This window comes from Saccharopolyspora rosea (assembly GCF_025643595.1).
In the GTDB taxonomy this organism is placed as follows: domain Bacteria; phylum Actinomycetota; class Actinomycetes; order Mycobacteriales; family Pseudonocardiaceae; genus Saccharopolyspora; species Saccharopolyspora rosea.
Map to the genome: position 1 here is coordinate 1,245,813 of NZ_CP102826.1, position 16,175 is coordinate 1,261,987.

12 protein-coding genes are annotated in these 16,175 nt (G+C 72.0%); 6 read left to right on the plus strand and 6 right to left on the minus strand.

Annotated features, from left to right (window positions below):
• Positions 1-296: 296 nt before the first annotated feature.
• Entirely contained in the window at positions 297-5,081 is a 4,785-nt protein-coding gene (locus NV263_RS06105; protein ID WP_263251574.1) for an RHS repeat-associated core domain-containing protein, read from the plus strand.
• 43 nt (positions 5,082-5,124) lie between these two features.
• Here NV263_RS06105 and NV263_RS06110 read toward each other — a convergent pair whose 3' ends face one another.
• The 3 genes from NV263_RS06110 to NV263_RS06120 all read right to left on the minus strand — a co-directional run bounded on the left by NV263_RS06110 (position 5,125) and on the right by NV263_RS06120 (position 7,758).
• On the minus strand, positions 5,125-5,928 hold the full coding sequence (locus tag NV263_RS06110; protein WP_263251575.1) for an SAM-dependent methyltransferase: 804 nt from the start codon (positions 5,926-5,928) through the stop codon (positions 5,125-5,127).
• A gap of 348 nt (positions 5,929-6,276) precedes the next feature.
• Complete coding sequence (locus NV263_RS06115) at positions 6,277-6,975, minus strand: class I SAM-dependent DNA methyltransferase (RefSeq protein ID WP_263251576.1); 699 nt, start codon at positions 6,973-6,975, stop codon at positions 6,277-6,279.
• A 90-nt stretch (positions 6,976-7,065) separates the two neighbouring features.
• Positions 7,066-7,758, minus strand: a complete 693-nt coding sequence (locus tag NV263_RS06120; protein WP_263251577.1) for an HAD family acid phosphatase — start codon at positions 7,756-7,758, stop codon at positions 7,066-7,068.
• A gap of 398 nt (positions 7,759-8,156) precedes the next feature.
• On the opposite strand from NV263_RS06120, the gene NV263_RS06125 reads away from it, so the two are divergent.
• Positions 8,157-9,137, plus strand: coding sequence for an adenosine deaminase (locus NV263_RS06125; RefSeq protein ID WP_317630401.1), 981 nt, complete (start codon positions 8,157-8,159; stop codon positions 9,135-9,137).
• A 45-nt stretch (positions 9,138-9,182) separates the two neighbouring features.
• Here NV263_RS06125 and pobA read toward each other — a convergent pair whose 3' ends face one another.
• Together pobA and NV263_RS06135 are read right to left on the minus strand one after the other, a co-directional pair.
• Entirely contained in the window at positions 9,183-10,355 is a 1,173-nt protein-coding gene (gene pobA / locus NV263_RS06130) for a 4-hydroxybenzoate 3-monooxygenase (protein ID WP_263251578.1), read from the minus strand.
• A gap of 225 nt (positions 10,356-10,580) precedes the next feature.
• Positions 10,581-11,405 carry an LLM class F420-dependent oxidoreductase gene (locus NV263_RS06135; RefSeq protein WP_263251579.1) on the minus strand — a complete coding sequence of 275 codons (825 nt, stop codon included), beginning with the start codon at positions 11,403-11,405 and terminating at the stop codon, positions 10,581-10,583.
• Between the two features lie 239 nt (positions 11,406-11,644).
• Between NV263_RS06135 and NV263_RS06140 the strand changes: the two genes are divergently transcribed.
• The 3 genes from NV263_RS06140 to NV263_RS06150 all read left to right on the plus strand — a co-directional run bounded on the left by NV263_RS06140 (position 11,645) and on the right by NV263_RS06150 (position 13,996).
• Positions 11,645-12,241: a SigE family RNA polymerase sigma factor gene (locus tag NV263_RS06140; RefSeq protein WP_263251580.1), complete on the plus strand. Its 597-nt coding sequence runs from the start codon at positions 11,645-11,647 to the stop codon at positions 12,239-12,241.
• The gene (locus tag NV263_RS06145; RefSeq protein ID WP_263251581.1) at positions 12,238-13,269 is read left to right on the plus strand and encodes a YncE family protein; all 1,032 of its coding nucleotides are present in this window, start codon (positions 12,238-12,240) and stop codon (positions 13,267-13,269) included. The genes NV263_RS06140 and NV263_RS06145 overlap by 4 nt, the downstream gene beginning before the upstream one ends.
• 106 nt (positions 13,270-13,375) lie before the next feature.
• A complete protein-coding gene (locus tag NV263_RS06150; RefSeq protein ID WP_263251582.1) occupies positions 13,376-13,996 on the plus strand; it encodes a hypothetical protein in 621 nt (206 codons plus the stop codon).
• Position 13,997: 1 nt separating this feature from the next.
• On the opposite strand, the gene NV263_RS06155 is transcribed toward NV263_RS06150, so the two are convergent.
• On the minus strand, positions 13,998-15,260 hold the full coding sequence (locus NV263_RS06155) for a hypothetical protein (protein ID WP_263251583.1): 1,263 nt from the start codon (positions 15,258-15,260) through the stop codon (positions 13,998-14,000).
• Between the two features lie 367 nt (positions 15,261-15,627).
• Here NV263_RS06155 and NV263_RS06160 point away from each other — a divergent pair, with 367 nt between their 5' ends.
• Positions 15,628-16,131, plus strand: a complete 504-nt coding sequence (locus tag NV263_RS06160) for a DUF3145 domain-containing protein (RefSeq protein ID WP_263251584.1) — start codon at positions 15,628-15,630, stop codon at positions 16,129-16,131.
• The last annotated feature ends 44 nt before the right edge of the window (positions 16,132-16,175 follow it).

Here is a 16,175-nt window from a genome sequence, read left to right on the forward strand (position 1 = left end):
CTGGCTCACGCACCGCGGCGGCCGTCGGTCGAAAACCCCTCGGCCGCCGGGTGTCGGCTGCGAGGATGTGTGATCCTCCTCTCACGGCCCGATCTTCGCCGTCCGACGCACTTCTGTCCGTCCAGCTCACGGGGTTTCGCGGTTGCCGGCGCGTTGTTGGTGGTCGTGCTGGTCCGGGTGCTGCGGCGGATCGTGATCGTCGGTCGCGGGTGGGGAACTAGGATTCGACCGACCGGTGCTGTGGTCATTGTTCGCTGCGTGGCCCGCGGGTCGTGCGTTGAAGGGGGTGGGTGCGGGTGAGCAATCCGCTGGTGGCGTCCCGGCAGGATTCGACGCAGTCGTTCAGCGGGGTTTCGGTCTTGGAGTCGGTGGAGGACACCAAGAACGAGATCAACAGCGGTAGCTGGTCCGCTGGTGTGGACGCGGTGGGGACCGCGCTGGATGCCGTGGGCATGGCGATGGATCCCTTCGGTGCCATCCTGTCGGCCGGTGTCGGTTGGCTGATGGAGCACGTCGGGCCGCTGTCCGACGCCTTGGACCAGTTGACCGGTGATCCGGACCAGATCAAGGCGCATGCCCAGACCTGGCAGAACGTGTCGGAAGAGCTGGGTGACATCAAGACCGAGCTGGCGGACCGGATCAAGAAGGACACCGCGGAGTGGAGCGGGCAGGCCGCGGATTCGTATCGCAAGCGCAGCGAGGACACCGCGAACCTGCTGGCGGCGGCGCAGTCGGCGGCTGAGGGCGCGTCCAACGGGGTGAGCACGGCGGGTGAGGTCGTGGCCGGGGTGCGGACGATGGTGCGCGACATCATCGCCGACCTGGTGGGGCACCTGGTCAGTTGGGCTTTGCAGGTGGTCGCCACGTTGGGGATCGGGATGGCCTGGGTGCTGCCCCAGGTGGTCAGCGCGGTCGCCAAGACCGTGTCGCAGATCGCCGGCATCACCACGAAGCTGGTGCAGGCGATCCAGAAGCTGACCAAGCTGTTGAGCAAGCTGGGCAAGGGCTTCGGGGACGTCTCCAAGCAGCTGAAGAAGATCGAGGCCGACGGGAACGGCCCCGGGGGCGGCAAGCCGGGACCGGGTTCCGGCAAAGGCGACCCGGGCGGCCCCGGCAGCACGAAACCGGCGGGCGAGCACGACAAGCCGAATTCGGACGGGCCCGCGAGCACCACACCGGCCGGCGCGCACACCTCGTCGGCGCCGGACAGCCCGTCATCGGGCGGTTCCCACGGGCCGGTGGACAAATCCCCGGACAGCGGTTCCGCGCCGGACGTGACCACACCGAGCGGAGCGACCGGGGGCGGCTCGACCTCCCGGGGCGGCGGTGGCTCCAGCAACAAGCCCGACAACCCCCGCGACCGCGCGATCCAGGCCGACGACCTCTGCACCGGCGGGTCGGAGCCCGTCGACCTCGCCACCGGGCACGTGGTCATGACCGAGACCGACCTGGAGATCCGCGGACCGCTCAGCCTGGTTCTGATGCGGATGCACGTCTCCTCCTACCCGGCCGGGCGCTGGTTCGGACCTACCTGGACCTCGACGCTGGACCAGCGGCTGGAGATCGACGAGGAGAACGTCTGCTACTTCTCCCCGGACGGGATGATCCTGGTCTACCCGCTGCCCGCGGTGGGCTCCGAGGTGCTGCCGATCGACGGGCCGCGCTGGCCGTTGCGGCAGCACGCCGACGGCAGCTACAGCCTGGTGGACCCGCTCCGCGAGCACACCTCCCGCTTCGGGCGGCTGACCGCGGGCAGCCGCACCCTCCCGCTGCTGGCGGTCGAGGACGCCGCGGGCCGCAGGATCGACATCGAGCACCACCGGTTCGGCCCGCCCCGGGTGATCCGGCACTCCGACGGCTACCGGGTGGAGATCGACAGCGCCGGGGAGCGGGTCACCGCGATCCGGGTGCTCGACCCCGAACGCGTGCAGAACGTGCTGGTCATGCGGTACGCCTACGACGACCGGGGCCGGCTGGCCGAGGTGATCAACTCCACCGGCAAGGCGCTGCGGTTCTCCTACGACGACGCGGGACGGCTCACCGAATGGCGGGACCGCAACGACTTCTGGTTCCGCTACAGCTACGACGAACACGGCCGTTGCGTGCGCACCACGGGTCCCGACGGCTTCTTCGACTCCGTCTTCACCTACGACCCCGAGCGGATGGTCACCACGTACACCGACTCGCTCGGCGGCGTGAAGGAATTCCAGTTCAACGAGGCGAAGCAGCTCGTGCGGGAGAGCGACGCGCTCGGCGGCACCACTCTGTCCACATGGGACCGCTACGACCGGCTGCTGTCCCGCACCGACCCGCTGGGCCGGACCACGCACTACGAGTACGACGAGCTGGGGCGTCCGAAGTGGATCACGCGGCCGGACGGCAGCGTCGTCCGGTTGTACTTCGAGGGCGAGGCCGTCACCTCGATCGCCGTGGACGACGGTGAGCGCACCTGGTTCCGCGACTACGACGGCGAGGAACTGGACCCCTTCGGCGGAAAGGTGGGCGTGGCGGCCGAACTCGACCTCGACGCCATCCGTTCCGGACGTCTGGACGGTCCCGGCGCCGAGCCCGCCGCCGAGCCGGACCGCAGCGTGCTGGACGTCTTCGGCCGTCCCCGCGAGACGGCGGCCCCGGGCGGCGGGCGGATCCAACTCGGCTGGACCGTGGAGGGCGGCCGCGCCTGGCTGGTGGACCCGCTGGGTGGCAGGCAGCAGTGGCGGTACGACCCCGAGGGCAACGAGATCGCCCACGTCGACCAGCTGGGCGCGGTGACCACGGCCGAGCACGGTCCGTTCGAAACCCCGGTGGCCGACACCGATCCGTCCGGCGCTCGGACCACGCGCACCTACGACACCGAGCGCAGGCTGACCTCGGTCACCAACCCGCAGGGGCAGACCTGGCGCTACACCCGCGACCTCGCGGGCAGGGTCGTGGCGGAGACCGACTTCGACGGCCGGGTGCAGCGCTACTCCTACGACGCCGCCGGACAGCTGGTGCGGTCGGTCAACGGGGCGGGCGAGGAGACGCACTACGTCTACGACGTGCTCGGCAACCTGGTCGAATGGCGCGCCCCGTCGGGCGTCACGACCTACACCTATTCGCCCGTCGGGCACATCGTCCGGGCCGCCAACGACGACGCGGTCGTCGAGTTCGAGCGCGACGACGAGGGCCGGGTCACGGCGGAAACCGTCAACGGCCGGACCGTCACCTTCACCTACGACGACGAGGCGAGCACGATCCGGCGGCGCACACCGTCCGGAGTGGACAGTGCGTGGAACTACGACACCGCCGGTCGCGCGCTGGGCCTGTCCTTCGGCGGGCACTGGCTGACCTTCGGCTACGACGCGGCCGGTCGCGAGGTCAACCGCGCGCTGGACGGCACCGTCGCCCTGGCCCAGTCCTACGACGCCGAGCAGCGGCTCACCTCGCAGGAGGTCACGCTGCGGTCCGGGCAGCCCGTGCTGCGGCGCCGGTTCCACTACCGGCCGGACGGCGAACTCGTCGGCGTGGACGACGGGATCCGGGGGAGCATCCGCTACCAGATCGACCCGGTCGGCCGCGTCGTCGAGGTCATCGCGCCGGACCGGCGGGAGAACTACCGGTACGACGGGATGAACAACGTCGTCGCCTCGGACGGCCTGGCCGACGCCGAGACCGGGCCGCGCCGCTACGCGGGCAACACGCTGGTGGCCGCGGGCGCGGTCGGTTTCCGGTACGACGCGCAGGGAAGACTGGTGGGACGCACCGACCGGACCGGCCGGACCTGGCACTACGCCTGGGACTCGCACGACCGCCTGGTCGCCGTGACGACACCGGAAGGAGTCGTCTGGCGCTACCGGTACGACCCGGTGGGCAGGCGGATCGCCAAGCAGCGGCTGGCCCCGGACGCGTCGACCGTCGTCGAGCAGGTCGAGTTCGCCTGGGACGGCGGAACGCTGATCGAGCAGGTGCACACCGACCCGAACGGGGTGCGGACCGTGACGACGTGGGCGCACCGCCCGGACGACGGCGCGCCCGTCGCGCAGCTGGAGCGGGTGGGGTCGCTGGAACGGTTCCACGCGATCGTCACCGACCAGGTGGGGACGCCGACCGAGCTCGTCGATCCCGCCGGGGCGCTCGCCTGGCACGGCCGCACCAGCCTGTGGGGCAGGGAGCTGCCCGCGCCGCGCGGCGCCGCCACGACGCCGCTGCGGTTCCCCGGGCAGTACGCCGACGCCGAAACGGGCCTGAACTACAACGTGTACCGGTACTACGATCCCGCGACCGGTCGCTACCTCAGCCAGGACCCGCTCGGTCTCGCGCCCGCGCCGAACCCGGTCGCCTACGTCGGCAACCCGCACCGCGAGGCCGACCCGCTGGGCCTGATGCCCAAGGGCGGCGCCGGACGCAAGCACGGCAGGGCCAACAACGCCCAGAAGACCGGCAAGGGGGACCACGCGCCGGCGAACAACGGCGGCAGTGCGAGCAAGCCGTCCGAGCCCGAGAAGAAGGACCAGAAACCCATCGGGGAGTACGAGGTCGACGGCAAGAAGTACAAGGTCGACATCGAGGCCCACCAGAACAAGCACCAGTCGGACAAGCTGCCCGGCCTGGACGTCAAGAACACCGGGAGCGGAACGAAGTTCCCGAAGGGGTGGGGCGAAGACGCGCACCGCGAGCACACCGCCCCGAACGCCGCGAAGATCGCGCACGCGAAGCAACAGGAGCTGCGCGAAGACTACAAGCACGGCGGTACGGACGTGGCCCGGCGCGAAGCCAAGCAGAACCAGGAAGACGTCTGGCGCAAGTACCAGACCGGCGACGCCAGCTACGACGACGTCCAGCAGGCCAACGCGAGGGCGGAAGCCGCTCTCAAGGCGGACCGCGACGCGCGCGCCGCGCAGGACGTGTTCAAGCACGACGGGTTCCTGATGCCCGACGGGAGCATCAAGGGGGGTTCCGATCCCACGGGCAGCGTCGACGGGCTCCGCTACCAGGTGTCGGCGGACTTCCGCGGCGGTTCCAACGACGTGTCGTACCACTGCTATCCGACGAACGACAACTGGGACAAGGTCTACGGCAAGGACCTCCGGAGGAGGTAGCGCCCACGGGCCCCGGAACGCGCGTTCCGAGGCCCGTGCCGGTTCAGCGCAGCAGGCCGACTCCGGCGTAGGCGTTGGCCCGGGCGATGTGCTCGGCCTCCACGGGACCGTCCGGGCGCCACTGCGGGGCCGGGAGGAGACCGGGCGGCACCAGGGCGTAGCCGTTGAACAGCGGGGCGATGCGGTCCGCCGACCGCCACACGACGGGTGTCGGCGTGCGGGCCATGACCTGTTCGGCCTCGGCGACCTGCTCGCGGCTGGCGGCCAGCTGGGCGATGTGCGAGATCACCAGGTAGCTGCCCGGCACGCACGCCTGCCGGTAGGCGGCGACGAGCGCCGCGGCCTCCGCGTCGTCGGTGACGAACGGCAGGATCGCCACGGCGAGCACCGCGACCGGCCGGTCGAAGTCGAGCAGATCGGCCACCCCCGGGGCCGACAGCACCGAGGCCGGGTCGCGGATGTCGGCCTGCGTGGTGGTCACCCCGTCCACACCGGCCAGCAGCCGGCGCCCGTGCGCGACCGCGACCGGTTCGATGTCCACGTAGGCCACCCGGGCGCGCGGGTTCGCCTCCTGCGCGATCTCGTGCACGTTGCCGACGGTGGGGATGCCCGAGCCGAGGTCGAGGAACTGGTCGACGCCCACCGAGCACAGGTACCGCACCGCGCGGCCGAGGAACGCGCGGTTGCTCCGCGCGTAGGTGACCGCGTCGGGCATCGCCGCCTTGCCCGCTTCCGCCGCGACCCGGTCCACCTCGAAGTTGGCGGAGCCGCCCAGGTAGTAGTCGTACATCCGCGCCGCGTTCGGCCGGTCCACGTCGACGCCGCTGAGTTCGCTCGGTTCCTTCATCGCGCCTCCCCGACATTGCGCCCTGTTGCGCGAGCCATCATCACATCCGGCCGGGGTGCGGCTCAGAGCCTGTCTTTGGACTCGTTTTGGGTGGCGGCGCCGGGAGTGGAACCTCAGCGGCCCGCCCGTCGCCCGACCACCGCCCCCCAAGGAGGCGCTGCGCGCCGCAGTCACATCGGCTCCGGGAGCCCCTCCTGATGTATGCCCAATACACGGCGGAGGGGCTGTCCTCGCGAGACGACCGCTGAGAACCCGCGGCGGTGCGGGTTGCTAGACCGCTCACCGAAAGAGAAAGCGGCTACCGCCGCTTGCCACGCCTCTTCCGGGAGCAGGTTCGAAGACAGGCACTCAGCTGTCCTTCCGCCAGACGTAGGCGGCGGAGATCGGGTGGTTGCGGAAGCGCTCCCACTTCGGCTTCACCGCCAGCCACGCGTCGTCGATGACGCCCTCGTGCAGTTCGACCAGCCGCCATCCGGCGGCCAGCCCCGCCGCGACGTGGTCGCTGATGAGGTGGACGTGGGTGTCGATGGCCACCGGCTCGCCGCTGCCGCGGGTGTAGTGCGTCGGCATGCCCGCGGTCATGATGAAGTGCGGGTGGAAGGTCACCAGCACGAACGCGGCGCCCGGCGCCGCCAGCCGCGCCGCCTCCCGGTACAGCGGGTGCAGGTCGGGCAGGTGCTCGTCGACGAGCGAGGAGATCACCAGGTCGTAGGCCGACTCCGGCAGGCCGGTGTCGGTGACGTCGGCGGTCACCAGCCGGTCGTGGTCGCCCCGGCGGCGCGCCAGCTCCAGCATCTCCGGCGTCAGGTCCACCCCGTCGACGGCGGGCACGCCGCGGCCGCGCAGCCACGCACCGGTCCGGCCGGTGCCGCAGCCGAGGTCGGCGGCCCGGCGCACCGCCGCCCAGGACGGCTCCCGCAGCCGCTCCAGCACCCCGATGTCCATGACGTCCTCGACGGTCCGCTCGTAGCTGGCGACCCACTCGCCGTAGCCGGTGCGGACGTCGACCGTGCGGTAACCGCGGTTGTCGAAATCGCTGAACTCCATGGCCGCGAGTCTTCCGGAGCGGGCATTCCCCGGAAAGCGAATAGTTCCCCCGGGTGCGCACCCGGGGGAACTATCAGTCCACTGTGGAGGTCACGGCAGCGAGTACATCGGGTTGGGGAGCTTGAAACCGCGCTCGGCGTGCCCGCCGTCGAGGTCGCTGCGCTGGTCGCCGATGCTGAGCAGCACGTCGTAGCCCTGCTTCTCGATCTCGGCGCGGGTGCCCGACTTGTAGGGCACCGCGGACGGTGCGTCGTCGTCGACCGGGCGCAGGTAGAGGCCGTTGGGCGCGGGGTAGCCCTGCTCGGTGAGGTTCGCGGCGGTGGCCTGGCGGAGCTCGGGATCCTCGCGGCGGCCGGTGACGAAGAACACCGCGACACCGTTGTCGTGGGCGTAGCGCACCAGGTCGCGGGTCGGTCCGATGGCGGTGAACTTGCGGTCCTTGGCGTACTCGTCGAAGGCGCCGCTGTCGTAGCCGAAGTCGTGCTGCTTCTCGAAGTCGTAGGTGGACAGCGCGGTGTCGTCGATGTCGAGCACGATCGCGGGTTTGGTGACGCCGTCGTGCAGGCGCCGTTGCACGAAGTCGCGGGCCTGCTGGTCGACGCCGGCGAGGTCGCGGTCCCAGGCGCCCGAGTCGTGGTAGCGCTCGACGGCGTTCTTGGCGTCGGTGAGGTTCGTCGGCTCGGTACCCGTGCCGGTCGGCGGCGCGGCGAGCGCTGAACCGGCGCCGACGAGACCGGCGGCGGCGACGGTGGCCAGGCAGACCCGGATCGCTCGTGATGGCATGTGCACCTTCCCCTGGGACGGCGGACGTGGTCTGTGAGGATCGCGTGGATCCGTCGGCGCGGCGGGCACGCCACGCCGGTGCCGGGAGCGCCGGGCCGGAACGGACCGACGCGTGGGGAAAACGGTTTCCGCGACGCGCAGCGTGCCGCCGTCGAGGTGACGTTGTCAACAACTGGAGAACGGAGCGCGAACCCGAGAGGCGCGCCCCCCGCCCTGCCCCGGAGTGGAACGCCGCAGGTCAACAGTCGATGAAACCGTTTACCATCGACGGGACTGGACGATCGCATGAAAACGCGCGGCACCGCCGCCGCGCGTTCGGTGCTTCGCACGATGGCCGGTGACCGGCGGCGCTTGGTGTACTGAGCCGTCCGCCGAGGCCGAGGAGAGGGAGGAAACCAGTGTCGTTGGGCATGGCGCTGCCGAAGGCCGAACTGCACCTGCACATCGAGGGCACGCTGGAGCCGGAGCTGGTCTTCGAGTGCGCCCGCCGCAACGGCGTGTCCCTGCCCTTCGCCACTGTGGACGAACTGCGCCGCCGCTACGTCTTCGACGATCTGCAGTCCTTCCTGGACCTCTACTACCTGGCGATGGGCGTGCTGCGCACGGCCCGGGACTTCACCGACATGACCGACGCCTACCTGGCCAGGGCGCGGGAGCAGGGCGTCCGGCACGCGGAGATCTTCTTCGACCCGCAGGCGCACCTCTCCCGCGGCGTGCCGCTGCGCGAGGTGGTCGACGGGCTCACGGCCTCGTTGCGCACCAGCGAGCAGCGGTTCGGGATCTCGACCCGGCTGATCGCGTGCTTCCTGCGCGATCAGGGCCCGGACGAGGCGATGGCCATCTGGGAGGCGCTGCGGCCGCACCTCGGCGACATCCACGGCGCGGGGCTGGACTCGGCCGAGGTCGGCCACCCGCCGCAGGACTTCGCCCCGGTGTTCGCCCGGGCCCGCGAAGCGGGTCTGCACCTGGTCGCGCACGCCGGGGAGGAAGGTCCGGCCGACTACGTCTGGCAGGCCCTCGACGTGCTCGGCGTGCAGCGCGTGGACCACGGCATCCGCGCGGTCGAGGACCCGGAGCTGCTGCGCCGCCTGGCCCGCGAGCGGACCCCGCTGACGGTGTGCCCGCTGTCGAACGTCCGGCTGCGCTGCGTCCCGCGCCTGGCCGAGCACCCGCTGCCGCGCCTGGTCGACGCGGGCGTGCTGGTGACGCTCAACTCCGACGACCCGGCCTACTTCGGCGGCTACGTCGGCGAGAACTTCGCCGCCGTGCAGCGGGAACTCGGCTTCGACGACGCGGCGATGCGCGAGTTCGCGGCGAACTCCTTCCGCGCGTCGTTCCTGCCAGCGGACCGGCGCGAGGCGTACCTCGCGCAGCTGTGACCGGGTTCCCCCGGGGCGGCCCGCCCCGGGGGAACCAGCGCGGTGTCAGCGCTTCGGCATGCCGACGTAGTTCTCCGCCAGCGTCGTCTCCGCGGCCTTCGAGGTGCGCAGGTAGTCGAACTGGGAGCGCTGCAGACGGCGGTCGAACTCGGCGTCCGGACCGCCGAAGCGGTGCGTGATCGAGGTCATCCACCACGAGAAGTGCTGCACGCGCCACACCCGCTCCAGGCACGCGGCGGAGTAGGTGTCCAGCCCGGTGCTGCTGCCGGTGCGGTAGAAGTCCACGATGGACTCCGCCAGTCGGTCCACATCGGACACGGCGAGGTTCAGGCCCTTGGCGCCGGTGGGCGGCACGATGTGGGCCGAGTCGCCCGCCAGGAACAACCGGCCGTAGCGCATCGGCTCGGCGACGAAGCTGCGCATCGCTGTCACGCCCTTGTCGACGATCGGGCCCTCCTCCAGCTTCCACCCGGGCGCGCCCAGGCGGGTGCGCAGTTCGGCCCAGATGCGCTCGTCCGGCCACTGCTCCAGCGGCTCGTCGGGCTCGCACTGCAGGTAGAAGCGGCTCAACGTGGCCGAGCGCATGCTGTGCAGTGCGAAACCGTTGGCGTGGTTGGCGTAGATCAGCTCGTCCGAGGACGGGCCGACGGTGGCCAGGATCCCCAGCCAGCCGAACGGGTAGACCCGCTCGTAGACCTTGCGGATGCCGTCGGGGATGGTTTCCCGGCAGACGCCGTGGAAACCGTCGCACCCCGCGACGAAGTCCGCCCGCAGCTCGTGCTCGACGCCGTCGTGCGTGAAGCGGACGTGCGGCTGCTCGGTCGTCACGTCGTGCACGCTGAGGTCGGAGACCTCGAAGTACACCTTCCCGCCGTCGGCGCGGCGGCGTTCGTTGAGGTCCTTGACGACCTCCTGCTGGCCGTAGACGCTGATCGCCCGCCCGGTCAGCTCGGTGAAGGGGATGTGCAGCCGCTCGTCGTCGAACTGCAGGTGCACGCCGTTGTGCACGTCGCCCTCGCGATCCATGCGCTCGCCGACACCCGCCTCCCGCAGGAGGTCCATGGTGCCCTGTTCGAGCACTCCGGCGCGCACTCGCTGCTGGACGTACTCCTGGCTGCGCCGCTCCAGCACCACCGAGTCGACGCCCTGCAGGTGGAGCAGGTGGGACAGCAGCAGTCCAGCGGGGCCTCCGCCCACGATGGCGACCTGAGTACGCATGAAACCCGTTTCCTTCCGTGGCTTGGACCACCTCACTGTTGAACCGGCCACCCCGCTCGGCCGATAGCTGCCTTCCGCTCAGCGGAAGGGTGATTGGCCCAGGTCACAGGCTTGTGCGCGAGAGTCCCGCTGGACATCGGCGTCCTGGACCCGCCGAGGCGGTGCGCCGCTGGCAACAGGACCGCCCGCGGCGGAGCGGGACGGGACGCCGGTGCGGTGGGGCGATCAGGACACGTCGCCGACCACGGTGACGAACTCGTCGAGCCGCCGCAGCGTCTCGTCCCGCGGCTCGGTGGGCAGGTAGAACAGCGTGCGGTCCACGCCCGCGGCCTTGTAGGACTCGATCGTGGCCGCGTCGCGCGGTGCCGCGTACACCGTGACCGGGACCCGCCACCCGGCCCGGTCGCGCACCTCGGCGATGCGGTCGGCGAGGTCCTCGGTGCCGCCGCGCGGCAGCCAGCCGCCGCCGTACTCGGCGACCCGGCGCACGGCGCGCGGGCTCTCGCCGCCGACGTAGATCGGCGGGTGCGGCTGCTGCACCGGTTTGGGCCAGGCGTAGATCGGGTCGAAGTCGACGTGGTGGCCGTGGAACTCGGCCTGCTCGGCGGTCCAGATCTCGCGCATCGCCCGGATCCGTTCGTCCATCAGCGCGCCGCGGGTCGCCGGGTCCGTGCCGTGGTTGCGCATCTCCTCCCGGTTCCACCCGGCGCCGACGCCGAGCACCGCCCGGCCACCGGACACCACGTCGAGGCTGGCGACCTCCTTGGCGGTGGTGATCGGGTCGCGTTCCACGATCAGGGCGATGCCGGTGCCGACGACGAGCCGCTCGGTGACCGCGGCGACGACGCCGAGCGCCACGAACGGATCGAGCGTGCGGTAGTAGATCCGGGGCAGGTCGCCGCCTCCCGGGTACGGCGTCTCGCGGCTGGCGGGGATGTGGGTGTGCTCGGCGACGAACAGCGCGTCGAACCCCCGGTGCTCCAGCGCTCGTCCGAGTTCCGCGGCCGCGATGCCCTCGTCGGTGATGAATGTGGAGACGCCGAACTTCATCCGACCGGACCTCCCGTACCCGTCGCCGACCGTGCGCGCTCCGACGGTAGTCCAGTCGACCGGCCTCGGCATGATCCGGACGGAGTACGGGCGGCGGCGATGATGATCTTCGTTCGGATCGCCGGTAGGCTTCGCGCCCGGGCGAGGAGCGTGATCGCGACCCGGTGATCGCGACGAAGGAAGTGGTTCGCCGCGCGCAACCGTGGAGGGGGGCTCGGGCGTCGTGCAGGGATGTGACGGTGTCGATCGCATTGCCCGTGACCGCCTGCTCCGGCGGGGAACCGGAGACCGCGACGTGCCCGAGTCCCCGTTCCGGGGCCTGGTCCGGTGACGGGCGGGCGGCCATGGACGAACTGACGACCAAGCTGACCGACCTCTACCAGGAGAACTACCGCCAGCTGCTGCGGATCGCCGTGCTCCTGGTGGACGACCGGGCGGCGGCGGAGGACATCGTGCAGGACGCGTACGTGCGGGTCTTCGACTCGCGCGCTCGCCTGCGCGATCCGGACAAGGCGCTGGCGTTCCTGCGCCAGAGCGTGCTGAACCGGGCCCGTTCCGCGCTGCGCAGGCGGTTGGTCGCCAAGAAGTACCAGCCCCGGCTGGCCACCCAGGACGTCCAGCCGGACGACACCGGGCGCGGCCTCGACCGCGCCGTGCTCGCCGCCGCGCTGGCGCAGCTGCCGCGGCGGCAGCGCGAGGCCGTGGTGCTCCGCTACTACGCCGACCTCAGCGAGGCCCGCACCGCCGAGGTGATGGGCTGCAGCCAGGGCGCGGTGAAGTCGTACTGCTCGCGGGGCGTGGCGCGGCTGTCGGATCTGCTGGGGGAGCGGGTGTGAACGAGCGCAACAGCACGCGGGACGAGGATCTGGTGCGCACCCAGCTGCACCGCTTCGTCGAGGACGTCGAGCCGAGCCCGGACGCGCTGCCCCGGGTGCTCGCGGCAGCCCGGCGGCGCCGGTCGCCGCGGCGCAACCTGGTCCTGGCCGCGGGGGCCGCGGTGACGGCCACCGCGGCGTTCCTGGTGGCGCTGCTGGTGATCCCCGACGGGCGGGACGCCGAACCGGTCAGCGTGCAGCCGAACAGCTACCTGGCATCGCCCACCACGGGCGTGATCGCCTCGTTCGACGTGCTGTCCGGGCACGAGAACCGCGAGATCGCCCGGATCGCCGGAGCCCGCGCCGGGGTGCTGGCCGCCGACGGCGACCGCGCCTACACCGCGGTCGACGACCACGGCCGCATCCGGATTGTCGAGGTGTGGGCCGGTGGTCGGCGCGTGGTGGGCGAGGTGCCGGGAACGGACCGGCCGGTGCTGGCGGCGAACGCGGGCCGGGTCGCCTACGTCGACGGGAACGCGGTGACCGTGCTGCGCGGGCAGCAGCGCCGGATCATCCCGGTGCCGCCGGGGCTGCGGGTGCACGACCTGGCGCTGGCCCCGGACGGTCGTCTCGCCGTGCTGGCCGGGCCGCCGGACTCGCCGCGTTCCAGCGTCAGCGTGGTGGCCCCGGCCGGGATGTCGCTGGACGGCAGGCCGGAGGCGACGCCGCCCGACGGGTGCGGACCACTGGCTGTCACCTGGTCGGGTCATGACCTGGCGGCCCTGCAACCGGTGGACTGTTCGGGGCAGGTGCGTGTGGCGACCTTCGACAGCGACAGCGGTCGGCAGCTCGGCGCCGGAGTCCCGTTCCGGGCCGGGCCGCTGGTCCCGGATTCGGTGCAGCTGTCCACCGACCGGCTCGGCCGGTTCCTGATCTCCACCGGGGCCACCGGGCAGTGGCTGGTGGACGGCTCGGTGGTGCGGCAGGTCCCGCCCGCGTGCTCGGCGGGCGGTGCGTGCGCCGGCACACCGGGGACCTTCTGGGGCTGAGCGCGTCCCGCGGGCCGGACACGCCCCTGATGTGATCAATGGCGGTCAGCCGATCGTGCCACCGCCATGATCGACAGCGGTCGAGGCGCGGACAGCAGGGGTGGATGTGCGAGCACGAGGGCGGGAAGTCACCCGGCTCTGGCAGGCGGCGTTGGACCGGCCGCGGTGGCAGCAGGTCGTGGCGTTCGCGGTGTCGCTGTGGGCGCTGGCGTGGATCGTCGCCCAGTTCGTCACCCCCGAGGAGGGGCCGAGCGCGCTGCGGGTGCTCGGCGGCCTCGCCGAGCGCCTCGGCGCGACCGGCGGGTGGACCGACCGGCTCACGGCGGCCTGGCAGAACACCTGGGGCGGACTGGCGGTGTTCGCCGGTCTGCTGTGGGCGGCGACGACCGAGCGCCGCCAGCTGCCCGCGCTGCTCGGCTGGGTCGCGGTGATGCTGGCGTCGGAACGGCTCGGCTACCGCCCGGCGATCCTGGTCGCGCTGGCCACGATGGTGGGTTTCGTCGTGCTGCTGTGGGTGGCTTCGTTGAGCGGCAGCCGGTTCGTGGACCGCCGTCCCGCGCTGCTCCCGCGCGACATGGTGCGCGCCGGGATCACCGCGGCGACGCTGTCGGCGATCGTCCCGCTGTACGCTCCGGCGTTCTTCCTGGCCCGGCTGAGCAGGCCGTACGTGACCCAGCCGCCCCGGCTGCTGCGTCCGGGCCGGGAGGACGACGGGGCTGATCGCTGACTCAGCGCCGCAGGGCGAGCCGCAGGCCGCGTTCGGCCAGGGCGCGCAGCTCGACGTCCTCGGGGTCGGAGGCGCCCTGCGACCACACCGCCTGCACGATTCGCACCCGGGCGCCGTCCTGCTGCACCGCCTGCGCCGCGTCGTCGAACGAGCGGGGAGCGCCCTGAAAACGCCGTCCGTCCGCGACGAGATCGGTGATGCCGCCGGTGCCCGCGGCGTCGGCGAGCGCGCGCAGTTCCTGCGCCGACCGCCCGTCGGGCAGCGCGACCACCGAGACCGCGAGGGCGGCCCGCCTGCCGGCCACCGCGGTGTCGAACACCGCTCGGGTCACGCCACCGCACGGCCGCGCCTCGAACCACCGCCGCACGTCCCCGTAGGAATGGCGGACGCAGGCCGGATCGGTGGCGGTCCCGCGCTGGGTGAACTCGACCCCGTCGACCCGCTGCACCTCGGCCGCCGGCGCGACGCCCGGCCACCCGCCGACCAGCAGCGCCACCACCGCGACGAACCCGACCACCGCCGCCGCGACCACCGCGATCAGCCCGGCGCGCGGCGGGATCCGGCGGCGCGGGACGGCCTCCACCGGGCGCTGCTCGTCCTCCCGGACCTTCGGGATCAGCATGGTGTCGGCGGTGGCCAGGTCGGCCGACACCGCGTCCGGGAACCCCTCGGCCACCAGGTCCGCCACGCCCAGTTCGATCCGCTCGTCGAGCGCCCGCAGCAGCAGCCGCGCCGGTTCCACCGGGCAGTCCCGCTCGTAGGTGGCCAGCTCCCGGACGGCCGCGAGGATCGACGTCGTCGACGGCGACACCACCCGCACCCCGCGGTGCAGGTCGGTGGTCGGCTGGGTGACCTGCCCGGCGTAGGGGCCGACCGCGACGATCGCGGCCACCGGCATCGGCTCGACCCCGCGCGATTGCAGGCAGCGGGCCAGCGCCGCCGCCGATTCGAGGGCGTCCAACCCCGGGTTCACCGCTCCTTCGGTGCGCACCAGCGGCCAGCCGTCGACGGTCCACGGGGTGCGCAGCGGCGCATCGACCGCGAGCGCGGGCTCGGCGAGGTCCACGCCGAGCACCACGACCACCCCGCGCGGCAGCACGAGCACCGCGTCCAGCGGTCGCGGGCTGCCGGGCGGACGGCAGTGCAGGACCGCGACCCCGCCGAGCACCGAACAGCCCTCGCCCCACGCCGACACGGCGGCCCGGACGTCGGCACCGACGGCACTGGGCGCGGAGTCGCCGGGATCCAGCCGCACCGATCGCATGACGACCTCCCCTCCCGGGCTTCGCCCGCCCACCCGTTCGAGTCAGCACGGTAGTCGCGGAGCGTCGCGCGCGGCGGACAGTTTCACCATTGGTCCGTTCGAGTGGTATCCACCACTCGTCCGCCGCGTTGTGCTAGTGCGCCCGTGCGACCCCGGGAGCGCTGCGGACCTGCGATTACCGCTGTTCGGAGCAGTCCCCGCAGCACCGGTGCGACCCCCGTCCGATGGCCGGGGGAGCGCGGTGCGGTCGCTCCGCTCTTGTGGCGGACCGCTGTACCCGCAATGCAGAATGACGCGGCAGCTGATGATCCCCGTCAAGACGAGGTCGTAGGGGAAGACGTCCCTCGTCGAACAGCGGAGGTCAGCAGTGAGCACCCGTGGCAGCACCAGTGGCGTCATCTACGTCCACTCGTCGCCGTCTGCGGTCTGCCCGCACGTCGAGTGGGCGATATCCGGCGCACTCGGGGTGAAGACAGAACTCCGCTGGACGGCACAGCCGGCGGCACCCGGTCAACTGCGCGCGGAATGCGCGTGGACCGGCGAACCCGGAATTGGAGCGAAGCTGGTCAGCGCGTTGCGCGCATGGCCTATGCTGCGCTTCGAAGTCACCGAGGACCCGAGTCCCGGTATGGACGGGCAGCGGTTCTGCCATGCCCCCGGACTCGGCCTGTGGCGCGCGTGCACCAGCGCCAACGGCGACATCGTGGTCGGCGAGGACCAGCTGCGCACGCTCGCCGCCAACAGCAGGAGCCCCGAGTCCTTCAGCCACCGCGTGGAGCAGCTGCTCGGTGCGGCGTGGGACGACGCGCTCGAACCGTTCCGACGGGCGGGCGACGGAGCGCCGGTCACCTGGTTGCACCGCGTGGGTTGACGTTCTGGTTTCACCCGAACGCCTGAATTCGTGATCGTCCTGTG